This is a genomic window from Streptomyces sp. NPDC048600, from assembly GCF_055587025.1.
Genome location: NZ_JBVJGZ010000007.1, coordinates 301636 through 322452 on the forward strand (window position 1 = coordinate 301636; position 20817 = coordinate 322452).

General features: G+C 68.5%; 8 protein-coding genes and 1 tRNA gene. 4 read left to right on the forward strand and 5 right to left on the reverse strand.

Translation table 11 applies throughout. The features are described from left to right. Window positions 1-98 precede the first annotated feature (98 nt). A tRNA-Met gene (locus ACZ6SQ_RS12875) sits at window positions 99-172 on the forward strand. Window positions 173-588: 416 nt separating this feature from the next. Here ACZ6SQ_RS12875 and ACZ6SQ_RS12880 read toward each other — a convergent pair. Then, on the reverse strand, window positions 589-3696 hold the full coding sequence (locus ACZ6SQ_RS12880) for an FG-GAP-like repeat-containing protein (RefSeq protein WP_469560176.1): 3108 nt from the start codon (window positions 3694-3696) through the stop codon (window positions 589-591). A gap of 43 nt (window positions 3697-3739) precedes the next feature. On the opposite strand from ACZ6SQ_RS12880, the gene ACZ6SQ_RS12885 reads away from it, so the two are divergent. Further along, a complete protein-coding gene (locus ACZ6SQ_RS12885; protein WP_469560179.1) occupies window positions 3740-4234 on the forward strand; it encodes a sigma-70 family RNA polymerase sigma factor family protein in 495 nt (164 codons plus the stop codon). 402 nt (window positions 4235-4636) lie between these two features. Here the strand turns inward: ACZ6SQ_RS12885 and ACZ6SQ_RS12890 are convergent, their stop codons facing one another. The 4 genes from ACZ6SQ_RS12890 to ACZ6SQ_RS12905 are packed head-to-tail and all read right to left on the reverse strand — an operon-like array spanning window position 4637 to window position 8751. After that, window positions 4637-6499, reverse strand: a complete 1863-nt coding sequence (locus ACZ6SQ_RS12890; RefSeq protein WP_469560181.1) for a hypothetical protein — start codon at window positions 6497-6499, stop codon at window positions 4637-4639. Window positions 6500-6537: 38 nt separating this feature from the next. After that, window positions 6538-7461, reverse strand: a complete 924-nt coding sequence (locus ACZ6SQ_RS12895) for a hypothetical protein (RefSeq protein WP_469560184.1) — start codon at window positions 7459-7461, stop codon at window positions 6538-6540. Beyond that, the gene (locus ACZ6SQ_RS12900; RefSeq protein ID WP_469560187.1) at window positions 7454-7744 is read right to left on the reverse strand and encodes a hypothetical protein; all 291 of its coding nucleotides are present in this window, start codon (window positions 7742-7744) and stop codon (window positions 7454-7456) included. Before ACZ6SQ_RS12900 ends, ACZ6SQ_RS12895 begins: the two co-directional genes overlap by 8 nt. Continuing rightward, entirely contained in the window at window positions 7738-8751 is a 1014-nt protein-coding gene (locus ACZ6SQ_RS12905; RefSeq protein WP_469560189.1) for a P-loop NTPase family protein, read from the reverse strand. The genes ACZ6SQ_RS12900 and ACZ6SQ_RS12905 overlap by 7 nt, the downstream gene beginning before the upstream one ends. A 934-nt stretch (window positions 8752-9685) precedes the next feature. Between ACZ6SQ_RS12905 and ACZ6SQ_RS12910 the strand changes: the two genes are divergently transcribed. Together ACZ6SQ_RS12910 and ACZ6SQ_RS12915 are read left to right on the forward strand one after the other, a co-directional pair. Then, on the forward strand, window positions 9686-13783 hold the full coding sequence (locus ACZ6SQ_RS12910; RefSeq protein WP_469560266.1) for a LamG-like jellyroll fold domain-containing protein: 4098 nt from the start codon (window positions 9686-9688) through the stop codon (window positions 13781-13783). Window positions 13784-13985: 202 nt separating this feature from the next. Further along, window positions 13986-20810 carry a polymorphic toxin-type HINT domain-containing protein gene (locus ACZ6SQ_RS12915; RefSeq protein WP_469560192.1) on the forward strand — a complete coding sequence of 2275 codons (6825 nt, stop codon included), beginning with the start codon at window positions 13986-13988 and terminating at the stop codon, window positions 20808-20810. Window positions 20811-20817 lie beyond the last annotated feature (7 nt).

The following is a 20817-nucleotide window of genomic DNA, read 5'->3' on the forward strand; positions in this document are numbered from 1 at the left end:
CGGCCGCAAGCTCCCTGGCTCAGCCGGGAGGTACCGGGGTGGGGTCAGTATCAGGCTCGAGGCGAAAAGATCGAGGGCTGCGTTCGCGGCGTCACCGGCGTGGGGTGGAGCAGCTCGGTAGCTCGCTGGGCTCATAGCCCGGAGGTCGAAGGTTCAAATCCTGTCCCCGCTGCGAAGGACAGGGGCCTGGACGACAGCCGGGGCACTGTCGCGGTTGACCGTGCTCAGCAGTGCCGGGAGGCATGTCTCGCGCTGGGCCGACCGTAGGCACCCCTGTTGACGTGTCGTACCGACTCCTGCTCCGCCTTGCGTCACCGCGCGATTGGGCTCGGCACCTTCCGCCGGGTTCTCGTCTGACCCCGTGCGGCAGGACCCCTTCACGGCCGCGCGACTATCACTCGCCGCGCGTAGGCCGTCAATCCGCATTCTGCTTGTGCCGGTGAAATCTGTACCGGCCGCAACCGGTTCCGGCCAAGCACTCCCGCGATGTACCGGCGGCCGACGCCGCGTCGCTTTGCTGGATCTTGCCGGTCGCGCAGCGGTCTGCCCGGGGGCAGACCCCGCACGGCGAAGGGGTGCGGATGTGAGTCAGGACAGTGACTTGTAGACCTGCCAACCCGTGCCGATCTTCACTCGCGTTGTGCAGGTGCCCGAATGCCGGTAGAGGTTTCCGGTCGTGTCGCGGGCGACGAGGTCGGCCCTGCCGTCTGCGGTGATGTCACCCACGCCGACGACCGTGTTGTACGTTGCGCCCCAGTTGGCGGCCAGTTTCACGCGGGCGGTGAAGGTGCCGTTGCCCCTGCCGGTGTAGCGGTACAGGTTGTTGGACTGGTCCTGCACGAGGAGGTCGCCGACGCCGTCGCCGTTGAGGTCGCCGGCGCCCACGACCTTCTTGTAGATCTTCCAGTTGTCCGCGAGCTTCACGCGTGCGGCGAGCTTGCCGGTGCTGGTTCCCTTGTGCAGGTACACCGAGCCGGTGGAGCTGCTGCGGGCGATCAGGTCGGGCAGGCCGTCGCCTGTGACGTCGCCCGGGGACGTCATGACGTCGTACTGGTTCCAACCGGTGCCGAGCGCGGTGTAGGACGTCGTCGGCTTCGGCGCGGTGCCGCAGGCGGGCTTGTACAGCCGAAGCGTTCCGTCGCTGGGCCGGACGAGGACGTCGGCGCAGCGGTCGCCGCTGAGGTCGCCGACCGGCACCGCTCGGGCCGTCGTCGGCCAGCCGCTCGACGACACGGTCCCGGAGAACTTTCCGGCGCCGTCGCCGCGGTGAAGCGTGAGGAGCCCGGACGAGTTCGTCGTCAGGAGGTCGCCGATGCCGTCGGGCAGCGACGCGGTACCGACGTGGTCCCGCCAGACGGCTGTGCCGCCCGTCAGGCCGAGGGTGCCGGTCTGGACGAGCGGCGCGCCCTGCCCGTCGGCGGGCTGAGCGGTCAGTGTCCAGTTGTACGAGCCGTTGGGCAGCAGTCCGCCGGTGGTGTCGCGGCCGTCCCATTTCGCGGCGATCGAGTACTCGGCGGCTCCGCCGGTGCGTGTGGCCACCAGGCGGCCCGTGACCTTGTGCCGCACGTCGAGCTTCCAGGAGGCGGCCGGTTCAGACAGCCACCATTCCCCTCGCCAGTAGACAGGGGTTGCATCTGTCTCGGCGCGGGTGGTGACAGTCCGGTAGGGGGAGATCAGAGCCGCTGCGGGCTGGCCGGTGTCGAGGACGTGGACGTTCTGGTCGGCCGTGGTGTAGGCGAGGCCGCTGTCGCGTGGGTCGAGTGCGACGAGCCCCGCCGCGTCGGTCGCCCACAGCCGCACAGCCGTACCGCTCTGCAGTGCGTAGACGGCCAGTCCCTGACCGTTGCGAACGGCCACGAGACCGTCTCCGAGCCAGGCCTGTCCGGCGGATGCGAGTGGAATGCTCTTTTTGGCCTGGAGGTCGTAGACACCGGCGGCGTTCGCGGCGCTGGTTTCGCACTTCCAGTACAGCCACCGGCCGACGGCCTGCAGTTCGAACGTGTTGGTGCAGCCGGAGGCCGTCGGGAAGGAGGCCAGCGGGGCTCCGGTGCGGGCGTCCTTGGCGGTCACCGTGCCGTTGGGGGTCGCGGTGAACAGGGTGGTGCCCCAGAGCGCGCTCGTGCGGTACGGCTCCTTGTGCAGGACCTTGCCGGTGTCGATGTCGACGACTCGGAGTTCCTCGCTGCCGCCCGCGGGTGTTCCGGCGATGAGTACGAGGTTTCCGGACGCGCCGAGGATCCTCATCTGGGGGTCGGAGCTGTTCGTGGAATCCTGCAGCCCCGTCTCGCGCGTGGTGCCGGGGAACGCCTCGTTACCGCCCACGACGAACAGCCGGGGCTTCCAGTCGCCGACAGCGTCGTCGTACACCACACCGCGGTAGACGGTCCGCCCGTCCCCGGTGGGATGCAGCTGCGGGCAAAGCCCGTAGACGACGCTGCACTTGTCGTGCCAGTCGGGCAGGCTGCCCGCGCCGGTCCGCTCGCCGTAGCCGGGGGCGGAGCCGGTGAGCTGCCGGCGGTAGGGGAGGGTGGCTCCGTCGCCGTTCTCCACTGTCCGGACTGTGCCGTGATCGAGCGTCAGCTGCTGGATCTGCATCGGGACCGGCGCGATCCGCAGCACTCGGGTCGCCTGCGGCGCGCCGTCGGCCGCCACCGTGATGGCCTGGTAGCCGTAGTCCTGCGCGGACTGCCCGCCGAGGAGCTGTATCCCGCCGTCCGGCCGGACGGCGATGGGGTCAGCCACCGCACGGGCGAGGAGAGTGCGCTCACCCGAGCCGTCGAAGGGAACGGCCACGACCTTCCAGACCGGCGCTCCACTACTCCTCGAACCGAGAGCGGAGTCGTAGCGGCCGACGATCAGGGAGTCGCCGACGAGACCGAGAACCCTGGCATCGGTGAGGCCGATCTGGAACTCGCGTACGGGCGTGTCGAATTGGCCCTGCTCGTAGATCCGCACACCGCCCGCCTGGGGCAGCACCAGGTGACGGGCGGTCACCACCGGGCTCGTGTAAATGCCGCCGACGAACGGTAGGACGGTTGCCTGCGCGGTGCTCAGGTCGATCCAGACGTACAGGCTGGAGGTCTGTCCGGGGATCTGCAGCGTTGCGATGAACCCCTCGAGGCCGGCCCGTCCGGCGAAGAGTATGGAGGAGCCCTCGGGGAGGCCGGTCACGGGCCGGTCGACCGTGGTGCCGTTCTCACTGGTGAGGAGATGGAACTCGGTCCACGGCCCGTCGGTCGTGACGCGCCCCTTGGTCACCACGGTGGTTCCGAGCGTCCGGTTGTAGGTCTGTCCGGCCGGAATGGTCACGGTGGTCGTCACGTCCGTTGTCATGTTCCGCAGCAGGACGTCCCGGCCCGTGGACGACCGCAGGGCCACTACGTCTGACGCCGCTCCGTAGTACTCCAACGGGCTTGCGGCGTGAGTGCCTTCGAGTTTGCGTGTCGATCCGTCGGCGCCGGTCCACTCCAGCCCGGACGGGCCACCCGCGGTGGTCGGGTAGTGCAGAAACCCGGAAGGTCCAACGCTGGCCACCCAGCCGTAGCCCGGTGTGGCGCGCAGTGTCGCGGGGATGGTCGTCTCACCGAACGTGCCGGAGCCAGCCTGCGCCTCCCAGGCAATCGGGCCGACGGTCAGCGACAGCGACACGGCCACCGCGGCGGCCACACGCAGGCGGGCGGCAGAATGACGAGACAAAATGCCCCTCCCCAGGGTACGAGGCAGGACACACCACTCCCCGGTGGCGCAGGCCGTCGGCCCACGAATCCGCCTCATCGAAAGTCTGGTGATCTTACAGCCCATGCGCCGGATACTGGGTAAGGGGTTTCTGGCCTGGCCAGGTGCCGACAGGCGCCGCTCGCGACGAAGTAGACGACGCGAGGTGGTCTCCCCGCGCCAGGCCTGGGCCGCCCTCGCTTCGTTCCAGCACGCCGTGGAGACCAATGACCTGCAAGGCGTGCTCGCCCCGGGCGTCGCCATGATCAGTGACGCTGGCGGTGTCCCCTCGAAGGTGGTCCGTCTCCTCGCCGCCCGCCTCGACGCCCAGCAAGGCCCGGTCACCAGCGAACCCACCACCGTCAACGGCGATTCCCCGCTGTTGCTTCGCGTCGTCGGCGAGATCAACAGTGTCCTGCCGATCCGTGTCCAGCACGGCCTCGTCACCGACGTCTACGTGATCCGCACCCCGGAGAAGCTCACCCACATCATGGCCGACACACCGCTGAGCCTAAACTGACGCCACAACGGTCGCGCAGGAGTTCGGCGCATGCGCAGTGCGCGCACTGTGCGCACAGCACTCGCGCGGCCTTGTGCACTTTTCCGTGCGGTGTACCGGAAGGTTGCGACGCTCGGTTCTCCGGTCGATCTATCGGAGGAGTCGTCATGTCCGGTGCGTCATTTGCTCTTTGTCTCTCCATTGCCGCGCTCAGTTCACGCCTGGCCGTAGCGCTGGTGAGCATCGTCCTGCTCATGCCCCGTTGACAGCCAGGATGAGCCGGTTTCGGTGGCGGCCGAGCAGCCTCCTCCTCCGGGACCGGCACTTTTGCGCTCCACCCCGGTGGTGCCCAGGGCCGGTGGGGCAGGGCAAAGGCCACGATCCCGCCTCGCGCTGCACCACGTACACCGCACCTTCGCCGACTCAAGGCCAGACTCGGCGTACGTCCAGCAGGGCACGGCAGATGGCCGCAGCGGCCTTCGGCCCCCCGATCCGGGCAGCCAGAGGGGCGAGAGCCCGCAGGTCGGCCGCCAGTTCGCCGCGGGACCTGCGGGCCCCTTCGCACATGAGCAGCGTCCAGGCCTCCGCGCCCCGGTAGCCAGGGGTGTCCGCGGCGACGCGAGAGAGTCGGCCCAGGCACTCCACGCGGTCGGGCGTCTCCGGCACCGTCGCCGCGGCTGTCAGCCCCTCGTCGAGGAGAGTGGAGCGCATGGCGACGGGGGCGTGCTCGGCGATCGCCGCGTAGGCGGCGGCCCGGGTGGCGGCGTTCCACGAGGGGTCGACGGCTTCGGCGAGCCGCCCGACGAGGGCTTCCGGCGGCTGGGTCCAGGGCAGCAGGAGAGCGGGCGTGACGAGTCTGCCGTAGTCGGTCAGGCCGGGGCGCTTCAGCGTGGAGCCCGTGATCTCGTCCAGTACGGGCTGCCGCGCGGAGGCGGGCAGCTGCGGCAGGAGCATCGTAAGTACCTTCACCCGCAGCCCTGTTGCGCTGAGCGAGCGGGCCACGGCGACAGCGTCGTCAGCCCGCGAGGGCTCTTGCCGGACCACGTCCACGAGCACCTCGGCGATCCCTTCGCCACCCGCGTACGTCACGTCGGAGGCTCCCGCAATCAGTCGCAGGATCTGAGTGCGTGCCAGGCGGGCGGCCTGCCGCGGCAGCGCAGGCGCGACCGCGGCGAGGCAGACGGCGGTCTCCACCGGGCCGGCCACGGTGAACACCGACCGGAGACCCTCCCGAGCGGCCCACAGCGCCCCTCTCGCCCGGGACCGGCCCTTGCGTGCGGGCGGCTGCCGAACTGCCGCGGGCAGCTTCGGCGTCGCGCGTCGGCCGGCCGCCAGGTAGGAGATTCCCTGTGCCCTGGTGGCGCTCGCCGGGCAGCGCGCGAGAACGCGCCGCGCCCTGGGCAGCCGACCGGGCGGCAGGGCGGGCAGAAGGGCCACGCACGCGTCGGCCACGTCGGACAGCAGGTACGAGGGGTCCGAGTCCGATGTGCCTCGGGGTGCGTCGGCGTCACGCCCGATCGCCCGGAGCAGATCCAGCGCGGCCGCCGCCTCGTCACCAAGGTACGCCCCTGCCTCCCGGAGGATCCCGCACGCCAGTTCGGGGGCGCTCTTGCGCAGCCTGGCTGCTTGTTCTCGCACCAGGATCGCGTACGCGGCACGGTCGGCGGGCGCCAGATGAGGAAGGAGAGCGACCACGACCAGCATCAGTGCGGCAGGGTCGTTGTGCCGCTCCAGCAGCGCGGCGGCACGGGCCAGGGCGTGATCGGGAAGGCGCTCCGCCGCTTCTGCGACCGCGTCACCCCTGACGTCGTCTTCCAGGAGCCCGCTTGCATCCGCGGCTTCGGTCCGGGCGAGGAGGTCTTCGGCCTCTTCGGGGTCCGTGGCCAGGGCGATGCGGGCGATGATCTCCGCGCTTCGATCCTCCGCGGGGGTGATGCCCTCCCGGCGTCCCCACCATGTCAGGAAGCGGGGTACCAGGCGCCGCAGGAGGTACCGCAGCCACGGCGACGAGGTGCTGACCGCCATCCGGACCTGCGTCAGCCCACCGAGTCGGCCCAGTTCGCCAGCAAGAGCGGAGTGGGCGTAGGGGAACGCGTCCGGGTAGCGCTCCGGGGCGGAGAAGACGCACGCGACGGCCGCGACACGCACGCAGCGCCGTGGCAGGCCGGCGTCCGTGGCGGTGATGGCCGCCAGCGGCAGGAATTCCTCCAGGTGCGCTCGGCCGCGGGACTCCAGCCTCCAGCCGAGCAGCACGCCGGCGACGACGGCCGGCACGAACCGGCGCACGGCGACACCGTGGATCAGCCAGGCCGTCGCCCGTTCCCTCAACGGGCGTCTGCGCGGCGGGAAACCCTGTGCCGGGCAAGGACGAAGGCCCTCAGGGCAGCATGCGCGGCGCCATCGGTGTGCGGCAGGAGCGCGGTCAGGGCGGCGGCGGGAGCGGCGGCGGCGTCCGGGACCGCCGCGGCGAGCAGGCCCGGCAGCACCGACGCTCGGTGCTCCGGGGCCAGGACGGGGTAGAGCAGCGCGAGCGCGGTGAGCTTGTCGTCCGCCGTCAGGCCGACGCCGTCGCGGACACGGCCGAAGGCCTCCTGCACATGCTCGGGTTCCAACGAGGACGCGAGCAGGAGCAGGGCGGCGAGACGGTCACGGCCGACGGCCGGCAGAAGGCGTTCCACCGCCGTCACCCGTTCCTGACGGGGCAGCAGTGGCAGCACGTTGAGGATCACCTCGCGTCCGCCGGCCGTCGCGGGATCACACTGCCCGGCGGCGTCCCGCACGGCCGCTGCCAGCGCGTGGTCGCCGGGCGAATGGCGGACCAGTTCCGCCAACCGCCGCGTACGCACAGGGGGATCGGTGATCTGCTCCGTTGCCGTTCGGGCTCGGTCCGCCGTCCAGATCCCCGTGCGCAGAAGGCGCGGCAGCAGCCCTGGAGGCAGCCGGGAGACGGGTCCGGGCAGCGACGCGAGCAGCAGGGCGTAGCGGACCCGGGCTGCCACGGCTGTCCGTGCCTGGTCCAGTCGGGATGCCCGCAGTGCCGCGTTCAGGGTGTCCGGCAACGCGCGGCTGCGGCCGAGGCGCTCCAGCCGGTCCAGGAGGGACAGGCGCGGGCCCGTGGTGCCGTCGCAGGTGAGCCGCAGCCATCGCACGAGTTCGCGGTGGTCGAGGTCGCTTCCGCCCAGCCTCGTCCCCGACAGCGCCTCCAGGGTCGGGACCAGGGTGTCGCTGAGATCGTCGAACTCATTCATCGTCGCTGTCGAGATCCTCCAGGTCGTGCTCACCACCGTCGCCTGTCCGGGCGGCGACGCGGCGAACGCTGTCCTCGACCATCCGCCGCTGGGTACTTCGCAGGTCCACCTCGGCCCACAGGAAGTCGAGGAAGGACTTGTGGTAGATGCGGTAGCGCCGGACGCTGGCATGGGGACCGGCCTCGTTGAGGAACTCCCGCCAGATCCCGATCGCGCGACGCACCCGGTCCACGGGAAGGTCCCAGGTGTCGGCGATGACCTGGGCTGACGTCTCATTCAGCATGCCGAGGGCTTCGATGACCGGGCGGTGGAGTTCGTCGAAGAGCGCGGGTCCGCGGCACGCATCGTGGCCCAGTGTCTCCTGTAGTACTCCCGTAGCCCCAGCGGCAGCGCACGCACGTCGTCGATCCCCGGCAGACGGCCGCTCACGATCTCCGGCAGAACCCTGGCCGCGTAGAGGAAGTTGCCGTCGCTGCGTTCGACGAACGCGGCGGTGAAGTCGACACGGCGCTCCGCGGCGGAACTCAGAAGGGGAGCCATGCGTTCGGCGTTGCGCTCGACGAACGCGGTGACGTAGAGGGTGAGGTCGGCCAGGTTGGCCTCGCTGCGGTCCTCGATCTCGATGTGCCGGACGTTCTGTGCGTCCAGCTCGTAGACATTGCGGCCCCGGGAGGTGACCACGACGTAGACGTTGTCGGGAAGCCGAGCCGCCAGGGAGAGGCGGTTGCCGCCCGCGGGCCGGTCCGTGTCGGAGACCTCGTCGATCGCGTCGACGGCGATCACGACGGGTTGGTCCTGCTGCCGGGCCGCCTCGCCGAGCAGCCCGCGCAGGAACATGCTGTTCTGCCCGGCCCGAGTGGGCAAGGCGGTGTGCCCGAGCCGGTGACGGATGATCACCTGGGCACAGACGTTCCGCAGGAACGCCTCCGTCGTCGAGAAGCCGGACACGGAGTTGAAGTGGTGCAGCCACCTTCTCGTGCGGACCAGGTGCGCTATGAGGGAGGACTTGCCGATGCCGGGCTTGCCGATGCCGGGCTCGCCGGTGACCAGCACGTAGCCGGAACGGAACGCGGGGTCGGCGATCGCCCTGTCCACGGCCTCCGCGAAACCGCGCCTGCCGACGAAGTCCCGGGTGAGCAGATCCATGTCGCAGGCGAACTCGGCCACCAGCAGATCGTCTGCCAGGCCGTCCGGTGGCCTGGCGAACTCCGCCCACGGCGACGTCTCCTCGACACCGGCTGCTCCCCTGCCCTCACGCCGTCCGGCGCTTCCCGTACCGGGGCACTCCACGCCCTTTCCTGCAAGGCTGTAAGGCGGGCGGTCCGCTCCGCATCGGCCTTGCAGAACGCCTCGACGAACGCCTCGATCGTCTTTCGGGCCGTACGGCTGGCGGAGTTCGGGTCCAGTGCGCGAGTCACTGTACGGCGGGACAGGTTGACCCTTGTGGCGAGCCCTTCGAGTGTGAATGTCCGGCGGTAGGACGTCTCCACAAGATCGAGAAGCTGTCGCGCGAGCTCCTGCTGCGGGTCGCCCTCCTCCGTCATCCACAGCCTCCCGTGACGCGCTCCCCCGATGTGCCGCAGCGCCGCACCGGGTGCGGTCGTACCGCCGCCCTCACATTGAGCGGGCCGGGGCGCCAATGTTTCTCCTACGCTACGGCAAGAGAGACTCTTCGCCTGCCTGAATCCCTCTTCATGGTGTGCACGGCGGTTCTGTGATGGTGACTACGTTCGGGACGGTGGCGGCGTGGTGACCTCGGGCTTCGTTAAGCGGGCTTCCACCGGATCCGAAGCGCTCCCCCCGGCGCGGTTCAGTGGTTGCCTTCGCCGGGTTCGGCTCGGCCTGCGGCATTGGGAGCGACCTGGCGGCGCAGGAAGGCTGGAGCGGCAGATAGGCCGCGAACGGCCGTTCGACTGACGAGCGGTCGAGGACGCGTTTCGGCTGTTCAGTGTATATCCAGACATGTTTCCGTGACCTGCCCCACATCTGATTGACCGGATTTGGCTACCGCCAATTAACTCTCTGCATCTGTGAGTTGTGTGTTCTGGGGATGGGAACTGTGAATTTGTGGTGGGGCGGGGCGTCTGCATGCTGGTCGCGAAGAACAAGAGCCGTGTTGCTGGGTGGTGTTGTCGCCTCGCTGGCGCTGTCAGCGTTGCCGGTGCTGCCGATACCGGTGGCGGCGACGGCCTCTGCAGCCGCCGCTGATGCGCCGTCGGGCGTCATGGATGAGGCGGCAGCGCTGGCGAAGGCCGGGGACACCGGCGCGCCAGTCGAGGTGCTGTCCTTGCGCCGTGAGACCAGCGAGGTATTCGCAACTCCGGACGGCAACCTGGAAGCGCGCGAGCATCTGCGGCCGAGGTGGACGCGGAGCGAGGGTGCTTGGAAGCGTGTCGACACCGAGCTGATGACGAACCCCGACGGTGCTGTCGTTCCCAAGGCGAGCACTGTACATCTCGAGTTCTCCGGCGGCGGTTCGGACGATCCTCTGGTGCGACTGGAACGAGCTGGGCGGGCGATGAGCCTGTCGTGGCCTTCTGCACTGCCGCAGCCGCAGGTTGCAGGTGCCGTGGCGACCTATCCCGACGTATTGCCAGACGTCGACCTGCGCATGACCGCTCAGGAGGACGGCTTCACGCAGCTGCTCGTAGTCAAGTCTGCCGAGGCAGCCGCGAACCCGAAGCTTGCCGAGCTGCGTCTGGGACTGGAGGCCGACGGGCTGCAGATCAAGGAGAACGCCCGGGGCGGTCTCGACGCGGTCGACGAAGGCGCCAACGGCACTGTGTTCGAGGCGCCGAAGCCGATGATGTGGGACTCCAGTAACGGCAAAGCCTCGACGGCGCTGAAGACGCGTGCCCTCACTGCGGAAGCAGGCAGTGCGTCCGATGAGCCGGGAGCGGGCGAGTCGGGCAAACTGGCCCCGGTGGGCGTGGAGCTTCCGGCGGGAGGTGACGAGCTGGTGCTCACCCCCGATCAGGGCGTGCTCAAGGGTGTGGACACCGAGTACCCGGTGTTCATCGATCCGCAGTGGTACTCGCCGCGTGCCTCGGCGTGGACGATGGCGTCGAAGTACTGGGCGTCGTCGCCGCAGTGGAAGTTCAACGGCGAGTCCGACGCCGGCATGGGGTACTGCAATTGGTACTACTGCCAGCCGCATGACACCAAGCGGCTCTTCTACCGGATGCCCGTGTCGGCGTTTGCCGGGAAGTCGATCCTGTCGGCCGAGTTCGTGGTGCGCAACACCTGGTCCGCCTCGTGCTCGGACCGTGCGGTCGAACTGTGGCAGACGCAGGGGATCTCCACTTCCACGACCTGGAACTCGCAGAACGCCTCCGGATTCTGGGTGAAACAGCTGGCCTCGGACTCGTTTGCCTACGGCTTCTCGGGCTGCAGCGCGGCGGATGCCGAGTTCGATGTGAAGTCGGCGGTGCAGGCGGCGGCCAACAGCCGTGAGTCCACCATGACTTTCGGTCTGCGGGCGGCGAGCGAGACCGACGCCTATGCGTGGAAGCGGTTCTCGGACAAGGCGTATCTGCGGGTGAAGTACAACCGTCCGCCGCCTCAGCTGAAGATGTCCCAGCTGACGATGGAGTACGGCGGCACGTGCAAGACACCCTCCAATGCGCCGCGCGTGCGTACGCTGGGGCAGATCTTCGCAACCAACGTCACAGATCCGGACGGCGACAGCGTCTCGGTCCAGTTCCAGGCCAAGTGGGACGGCGGTTCCTGGAGTCCTGCACGGACGTCATCGAAGGCGTCAGGGTCGTCGTTCAAGATCGGTCTGCCCTCGAGCATCCCGGACAGCAAGACGGTCAGCTGGTACGCACGGGTGTATGACGGGGCGCAGTACTCGGCGTGGTCCTACGCCGGCGACCCGTCGGCTTGCTACTTCGTGTACGACAAGTACGCGCCGGCCGCCCCGACCGTCACATCGGCCGAATATCCCAAGACCGACCTGGCTGACCCTGAAGCCCCCTGGTACGACGGCGTAGGACAGTACGGTTCGTTCACCATCGACGCAGCTGATGCCGATGTGACCTCGTACTCGTACGGCATCAACGAGGACCCGAAGCCGACCAACAAGATCACGACTTCCGGTGGGGCGGCGGAGATCGTGAAGATATTGCCGGCCAAGCCGGGCATCAACTTCATCACCGCCCAGGCGTTCGACTCCGCCGGCCGCAACAGCGCACCCTTCACCTACCACTTCCGGGTGAAGGCAGGTCAGCCGGACCGCGCAACCTGGCAGATGGACGAAAGTGCGGGATCGAATGCGGCGCAAGGATCGACACCGCCGCGGACGCTGAGGCTGACCGGTGGCGCGACCGCGGGCGTGGATGGTGTCACGGGCAAGGCGGTGCAGTTCAACGGCACGGACGCCTATGCCACCACCGACCTCTCCCCGGTCAACACCGCGCAGGGTTTCACCGTGGCCGCCTGGGCGAAGTTCGATCAGCAGCCCACCGGATCGGTGGTGGTGGCCGCACAGCCGGGATCTGTCCAGGCCGGCTTCCAGCTGTACTACTCGTCGGCCGCAGGCTGGGTGTTCAGCCAGCACTCCGCGGACACGGCAAACGCCACATTGATCAGAGCCCAGGCCGCCACGCCTGCCCCGGTGACGGTGGGCCAGTGGACGCACGTGGCCGGCTCCTACGATGCTGACCTGAACCTGCTGCGGCTCTACGTCAATGGCCAACTGGTTGGCGAGAAGGCCTGGTCGACACCCTGGGACGCCCGTCGCGGCCTGCGGCTCGGTGCCACCTCACTCGGCGGGGTCTCGAGCAGCTTCTTCCCCGGCGTGATCGATGACGTGCAGATCTTCAACCGGTGGCTCGCGGCGGACGAGGTCGGCAAACTCCATGCGAAGCAGACCGTCGGCGACCCGGGGCAGCCCGCGCTCGCGGTGTTCGCCATGGACGAGGAAGCAGGGGCAACAGAGATAGCCGGGCACGGCGGCGTGCTGCCGGCTGTGTATCACGGCACGGTCACCACGGGCGTGGAGGGGATCGCGGGGGAGGCCACGCGCTTCGACGGCATCTCCGGCTACGGACAGATTGGGCAGACTTCTGCCCCACATGTGAACACCTTCCGTAGCTTCACTGTGTCCGCCTGGGCACAGCTGGACCGCACCACCCAGAGCGGTGTGGTCGTGGCACAGGCCGGCAAGGAGCGTCCGGGACTTGAGCTCTACTACTCCTCAGTCTCCCAGCAGTGGGTGTTCGCCCAGTACTCGGCCGACTCGACGAACGCGACGATCGTTCGGGCGCAGCAGCCCCCCGGCGCGGTGGCGCGGGCAGGGGAGTGGGCGCATCTGGTCGGGGTGCACGACACCGTGGCCAACACACTCACGCTGTACGTGAACGGTGTGAAGGCCGGCACCGCTACGCAGACCAGCCCCTTCTACGCCGACCAGTCGATGTACATCGGTGCGGTGACCTTCGGCGGAGCGCCACAGCTCTTCTTCCCCGGCACCATCGACGACGTGCGGGTGCTGGACCGACCGGTCTCGGCCGAGGAGGTCCAGCAGATGTTCCGGCAGCGCCCGGAGGTCAGGGCCCGGTGGAAGTTCGAGAGCACCTCCGCCACCACGCCTGCCACCACACCGAGCGACACCGCCACCTCGAACAATCTCACCCTGCGCGGCGGTGCCGTCAAGGCCACCGTTCCCGGTTCCATTGACTCCTTTGCGATGGATCTGGACGGCACGAGTGGCTACGCCACCGCGGACAGGGTCCCGGTCGACACGTCCGGCAGTTTCACCCTCACCGCGTGGGCGCAGGCTGCTGCCATGCCCAGCAGCCCGGTTGCTCTGGTGAGTTCGGCGGGCGCCAACCGCACCGCGTTCTCTGTGCGGTTCGTGCCCGACGCCCAGGATCCGCAGAACAGTCCGGGGCGCTGGCAGTTGGCGATGGCCGACACCGACGACCCGGCCCAGACGGCCACCGTGGTGCAGGTCAACCACGGTGAGTTCTATGACGCGCGTCAGTGGAACCACATCGCCCTGGCCTACGACGGTTTCACCAAAGAGGCTCGTCTCTACGTCAACGGCACCCTCGCCGAGGTCGCCTGTAAGGACGAGAACGGCGACGGCGAGGCGGATGTCGCCGGGTGCGAGGACCTGGTCCCGTGGGCGGAGAACGCGCTCACGTTCAAGGCCACGTCGCTACAGGTCGGCCGCATGGGCTCCGGCACCGCCGCGGGTTCGTACTTCCCGGGCGCGGTGGACGACGTGTGGGTGTTCCAGGGCGCGCTCACGGAGGAGCAGATCGAGTTTCTGTCGGCCAGCTACTTCGACATCCCCACCCGGGTGCCGAGCGACTGACCCGGCAGGGGAGGGGCTCGGAGCCTTCCGGTCCCCTCCCTCCTGTCTGCAGGCAAGTTGGCGTTCGTGGTTGTCCCGCGCCCGGAATTCGGCATGCCGGGCGCTTGTCGATGAGGAATCGAGTTCATTCATGTATGGCAGAGCGCGCTCCAGGCGCGTAGCAGCCCTGGGGCGCAGAGTCGCCCTGGGAACAGCGGCGGTGATGGTCGCCACGCTGTTGCAGGCGACGGCGTTCGCGCCGACCGCCGAGGCGGCGGGCAAGGGACGCCCCGGGGTGTCCGAGCCGGACACGCCGGTGGCGGGCACGTCCGTCACGAAGCTGAAGCCGCGGACGGTGCAGAAGGGGCCGCGGACGCCCCGGGAGGCGCCGAACGCCGACTGGCCCGAGGCGGGTTCGGCCCTTGTCTGGCTCGAGGAGCCTGCCGCGAAGGCGGGTCCGGCGGTCGCGGCCAGTGGGCTGCCGGTCTCGCTGAACACCCCCGCGCAGCGGACCAAGTCGGCGACCGGCGGCACGATCGAGGCGAAGGTTCTCAGCGGTGAGGCCGCGGCGAAGGCCGGGGTCGACGGGATGCTGTTCACGCTGAAGGCCAAGGACAAGGCGTCCTCCGGCACGGTCGGTGCCACCGTCAAGTACGCCTCCTTCGCCGAGGCGTTCGGCGGCGCCTACGCCTCCCGGCTGACGCTGATGGAGCTGCCGTCCTGTGCGCTGACGACGCCGACAAACCCCAAGTGCCGCACCGCCACCCCGCTGCCCACGGACAACAACACCGAGGCGCAGACCCTCACCGCCCGATCGGTGTCGGTGAGCAGCAGCTCGCCTACTGTGCTGGCTGCGGCCGCCGGGGACGCGGGCAAGACCGGCGACTACAAGGCGACCCCGCTGTCGCCGTCGGCGACCTGGAGCACCAACCTCAACACCGGTGACTTCAGCTGGTCGCACGACATCCCGGTGCCCGAGGTGCCTGGCGGGCTCACCCCGAAGGTCGGCCTGTCGTATTCTTCCGGTTCGGTCGACGGCCGTACCGGTAACACCAACAACCAGTCCTCGTGGGTCGGGGATGGTTTCGAGCTGTCGCCAGGCTTCATCGAGCGGCGCTACAAGCCTTGCGCGGACGACGGGCAGACGGCCGCCGACGGGATCAACAAGCCGGCTGATCTGTGCTGGGGCTACGACAACGCCTACATCGCCTTTAACGGCAAGGGCGGCGAGCTCGTCCCCACGGGGGTGACTGACGAGTTCAAGCTGAAGCAGGACGACGGCACACTCGTCAAGCGGCTGCGCAACACATCACTAGCCAACGGTGACAACGACGGAGAGTACTGGCGGGTGACCGGCCCCGACGGCACGCGCTACTACTTCGGCTACAACCGGCCTTCCGGGTGGGCCGAAGGCAAGGAGGAGACGAACTCGTCGTGGACTGTGCCGGTCTTCGGCGACGACACCGGCGAGCCGTGCAAGGCCAGCACCTTCGCGGCATCGTGGTGCCAGCAGGCGTGGCGGTGGAACCTGGACGCCGTCGTCGACACGCACGGCAACCTCATGACGTACTACTACGCCAAGGAGACCAACTCCTACGGCCGTAACCTCAAGGCCACGGACGACACCCCGTACGTGCGGGGCGGCTACCTGAAGAGGGCCGAGTACGGACTGCGCGCCTTCTACGGCCAGGCTCTGGCCAAGGTGGAGTTCACCAGTTCCGAGCGCTGCATACCCAACGCGAGCACGACGTGTTCGTCGATCTCCACGGACTCCTTCTACTGGTACGACACTCCCTGGGACATGAACTGCGCGGCGGGCACGGATTGTGACCAGGGCCGGTACTCGCCGACGTTCTGGACCCGCAAGCGGCTGACCGGCATCGCCACCTCCGTCCTGACCGGCACGACGTACAGCAAGGTCGACTCCTGGGCCCTGACCCACCGCTGGGGCCAGGCGGACGTCGACTACCAGCTGCTGCTGGACTCCATCCAGCGCACCGGCCACACCGGCTCTACCCCGATCACGCTGCCGAAGACGACGCTGGCCTACACCCAGCTGGCCAACCGCATGGACACCACGGGGGACGGCTACGCACCGTTCATCAAGGCGCGGCTGTCCACCGTCGCCGACGAGCACGGCGGCCAGGTCGACGCCAACTACTCCGCTGCCGCCTGCACCGCGGGCTCCCTCCCGACCCCTGAGACGAACACCACGCGCTGCTTCCCGCAGATGCTCGGCGGCTCGGACACCCAGGCTCCGGAGCAGCACTGGTTCAACAAGTACGTCGTCACCTCCGTCACCGCCACGGACCGCACCGGCGGTGCGCCGGACGCGGTGACCGCCTACGAGTATCTGGACGGCGCGGCCTGGCACTACGACGACGATGACGGTCTGACAAAGGAGAAGCACAAGACCTGGTCGCAGTGGCGCGGCTACGGCCACGTCCGCGTCAAGACCGGCGGCCAGGGCGGCGCCGCGTACATGAAGACGCAGCAGGACAGCTACTTCCTGCGCGGCATGCACGGGGACCGGCTGAACTCCTCGGGCGGGACGAAGTCCGTAAGCGTCACGCTGGACACCGGCGAAGGCGACCCCATCACCGACCATGAATCGGCGTCCGGCTACACCTACAAGACCGCCACGTACTCCGGCCCGGGCGGGAAGATACTGGCGAAGACCGTCCAGCGGCCCTGGTACCACCAGACCGCGAAGAAGGTCCGCTCCTGGGGCACAGTGACGGCGAACTTCACTGGCACCGGCGAGTCGCGGACCTGGACGTCGCTGGACGACGGAGCGGGCAGCCAGTGGCGTACCACCTTGGCCGCCACGGCACACGACACCGTCGCCGGCCGCGTCACCCAGGTGGACGACCAGGGCGACACGTCCGTCACCACCGACGACCTGTGCACCCGCACCACGTACGCCACCAACGCCACCGCCAATCTCCTCAACGTGTCCTCACGGGTGGAGACGGTCTCGGTTTCGTGTGCGACCACGCCGGACCGCAAGGAACAGGTCGTCTCCGAAGTACGGAGCGCCTACGACGGCGGTGCCTACGGTGCCGCGCCGACGAAGGGCGACGAAACCGCGACGGCCAAACTGACCAAGCACAGCGGTACCACCGGCACCTACCTCGAGACCGGCACCACGTTCGACGCCTACGGCCGGGCGCTGTCGACCACCGACATCACGGCGGACCTCACCGCCACCGAGACGACCGCGCCGGTGCGCACCGCGCGCAGCGACGGTCTGACCACCACCATCTCCTACACCCCGGCCACCGGCTTCCCAACGACGGTCACGACGACCACGCCGCCGGCCAAGGCGGGAGACTCGACCACCGCGCACACGACCACCACAACGCTGGAAGCCCTGCGCGGCCTGCCCGCACAGGAGACGGACACCAACGGCAAATCCCAGAACTTCACCTACGACGCACTGGGCCGCGCCGACCAGGTCTGGCTCGCCGACCGCAAGACCGGCCAGACGCCGTCGTACGAGTTCGACTACTTCATCGACGAGGGCAAACCGACCGCCGTCCGCACCCTCACTCTGAACAACGGCGGCGCCCAGGTCGCCTCGTACACGCTGTACGACGGCCTGCAGCGCGCCCGCCAGAGCCAGGACATCGGTCCCGACGGTGGCCGGCTGATCGCGGACACGTTCTACGACGATCGCGGCCTGGCCACCAGGAAGTTCGCGCCCTACTACACCACCGGCGCCCCGAACCGGGAGCTGTTCAAGCCGGCCGACGCGCTGAGCGTGGAAACGCAGACCTGGCACACCTACGACGGCCTGAACCGCGAGACCTCCACCAAGAGGATCGCCGGCAACGGTGACGGCGGCGCCGACCTCGGCACCACGACGACCACCTACAACGCCGATCGCACCACGGTCATCCCGCCCACGGGCGGCACCGCCACCACCACACTGACCGACGTCCGCGGCCGGGTCGTCGAGTTGCGCCAGCACCACACGCGCAGCGCCACCGCCACCTACGACGCGACCAAGTACAAGTACACGCCGTCCGGCCAGCTGTCCCAGGTCACCGACCCGGCGGGCAACGACTGGTACTACTACTACGACCTGCTCGGCAACCAGACCAAGGCCACAGACCCCGACCAGGGCGACACCCTCAGCACGTACGACGACCGCGGCCAGCTCATCACCACCAAGGACTCCGAAAACCGGGTCCTGCACCGGGTCTACGACCTCCTCGGCCGTCAGACCGAGCTGCGCGACACCAGCGCCACCGGCAAACTGCGCGCGAAGTGGACGTACGACACTGTCGCCGGTGCCAAGGGCCGCCTGGCCTCGGCGACGCGGTACGACGCGGACGGCGACGAGTACACCAGCGCAGTCACGATGTACGACCAGCTGTACCGGCCGGTGCGCACAGCTGTGACGATCCCGACGAGCGAAGGCGCCCTTGCCGGCACCTACCAGGCGGGTACCAGCTACAACATCTCGGGCCTGCTCTCGGGTGTGTCGTACTCGGCGGCGGGCTCCTTGCCCGGCGGCGCGTACAGCTACAGCTACGACTCCGCGCTGCGTCCGGTGTCGATCCTCGGCAACGGATACCAGGCCGACACGACCTACTCCAACACCGGCAAGCCACTGCAGTACGCCTACGGATCCACCGCAGCGGGCGCGAAGAAGGCCTGGGTGACCAACACCTACGAGTGGGGTACCCAGCGCCTGGCCACCACCCGTGTGGACCGGCAGGATGTCGCGGGCGTCGACCGGCACAGCACGTTCGACTACGACCAAGTGGGCGGTATCCGGTCGATCACCGACGTGTCCCGTGACGGTACCGACACCCAGTGCTTCACCTACGACCACCTGCGCCGTCTGACGGAGGCGTGGACCGAGGGCGACACCGCCTGCTCGGCCACCCCGTCGACGACCGCCGTCGGTGGCGTGGCGCCGTACTGGCAGTCCTACACCTACGACAAGACGGGCAACCGAAAGACCGAGACCCTGCACGACCCGAGCGGCGACACCACCAAGAACACCACCCGCTCCTACGTCTACCCGCCTGCCGACGGCCCGCAGCCGCACACGCTCACAGAGGTGAACGAGCAGGGCCCGAACGGCAGCACCTCGAAGACCAGCTACCTCTACGACAACACGGGCAACACCACCGACCGCGTCATCAGCGGCACCACCCAGACGCTGCAGTGGGACGCTGAGGGGCATGTCACCAAGGTCACCCAGCCCGTCGAGGGCAAGCCGGCCGAGGTCACCGAGTACGTATACGACACCGAGGGCAACCGGCTGATCGCCCGCGGCCCCAACGAGACGACCCTGTACGTCGGCAACACCGAGGTCGTGCTGCCCAAGGGCGCCACCACGACCAAGGCGACCCGCTACATCGACCTCGGCAGCGGCAACCAGGCCGTCCAGTCCGACGACGGCTCCATCACCATCACCCTCGCCGACCACCTCGCCACCGGCCAGCTGCAGATCAAGACGACCGATCTGGCACTCTCCCAGCGCCGCACCCTGCCCTTCGGCGGCGACCGCGGCACCCCGACCGGCAGCTGGACCGGCACCAAGGGATACGTCGGAGGCACCGACGACAGCCAGACCACCGGCCTGACCCACCTCGGAGCCCGCGAATACGATCCCACGACAGCCCGATTCATATCCGTTGACCCGATCATGGATCTCACCGATCCACAGCAGATCAACGGATACGCCTACAGCAACAACAACCCCATCACCGGCAGTGATCCGAGCGGCCTGTGGTGCGACAGCTGCAACGACGGCAACGGCTGGACCCGCCCCGACGGCGGCACCCAAGGCGACCCCAACGGCGGACTCAACCCTGACGGCACCGTACGCTCCACCCCTGCTTCCGGAGGCGGAGGTGGAGGCGCCACCGCGAACCAGGACAACGGCGAGCCCGCACCCATCTTTCTGGCCGACAGAGAGGTGCCGACGCAGAAGCAGCTGGACACCTGGGCCGGGTACGAGAGCATGCGCGGTGACTACCAGGCACAGGTGATGAGATGGTCAGAAGGCCAGTGCAATATGGAACCCAGCGGCCCCGTCTGCGCCGCCGCACATGACTTGGGCTGGATCCGACCCGGCGGCCCGCAGGCACTCCTGGAACTGCTCGGCATCCAAGACGCGATCGACTGCGTCCACGGCAGTGTCCGCGGCTGCCTGTGGACCGTGGCCGGCCTCATCCCCGTCGGGAAGATCGCGAAGACGGCCAATCTCCTGAGGAAGGGCAAGCACGCCGACGCGGCGGCCTTGGCAGTCTGTCCGATAAGGCACAGCTTCGTCGCCGGCACGCTGGTCGCGATGGCCGACGGATCCCGCAAGCCGATCGATCAGGTCGACGTCGGGGACATGGTCCTCGCGACCGATCCGGAAACCGGCCAAACAGAAGCACGAGAAGTCGTCGCGACCATCATCAAGGACGACGACAAGCACTACACGCAACTCACGATCAGCACACCCGACGGCGACTCCAGCATCACCGCCACCGACCACCACCCCTTCTGGAGCCCCAGCCAAAACGGATGGGTCAACGCCGGTGACCTCACGGCGGGGGCGACCCTGCGCACAGCCGACGGCAAGACCGCACTCGTCGAGAACGCTGAGCACTTGCGCAAGTCCGGGCAGACGTACGACCTGACCGTGGCGGGTTTGCACACGTACTATGTGCTGGCGGGGGTTACGCCGGTTCTAGTTCACAACAGTAGCTGTGGAACTGGGCGTGCCCTGGTCCCCGAAGATCGCATCGATCACATCCTCAACGGGCACCGTCACGGCGGCGAACCTGGCAATTCACACTTCCCTGAAGGGTGGAGTGACGATGACATCCTCGATGCCATCGCCGATGTCGCCACTAATCCGAATAGTACGTATACATGGAAGACTGGCTCTGCGAGACATGCGGCGAGAACCCTGCGCACGAGAAAGGGTGAACCCGCTATTCAGGCCATCTTCGGAACGGTCCGTGGTGTGCGAATAGAGGTGAGGTATGAGCCTCTAACTGACAGGATTCTAACTGGATTTCCTACCTCGAAATAGAGTGTGC

Excerpts from the sequence above, each read along its gene's own strand:
- ACZ6SQ_RS12895 (WP_469560184.1), bottom strand. The coding sequence starts at position 7,461 with ATGAATGAGTTCGACGATCTCAGCGACACCCTGGTCCCGACCCTGGAG.
- ACZ6SQ_RS12900 (WP_469560187.1), bottom strand. The coding sequence starts at position 7,744 with ATGCTGAATGAGACGTCAGCCCAGGTCATCGCCGACACCTGGGACCTT.
- ACZ6SQ_RS12910 (WP_469560266.1), top strand. The coding sequence starts at position 9,686 with ATGGATGAGGCGGCAGCGCTGGCGAAGGCCGGGGACACCGGCGCGCCA.
- ACZ6SQ_RS12915 (WP_469560192.1), top strand. The coding sequence starts at position 13,986 with ATGGTCGCCACGCTGTTGCAGGCGACGGCGTTCGCGCCGACCGCCGAG.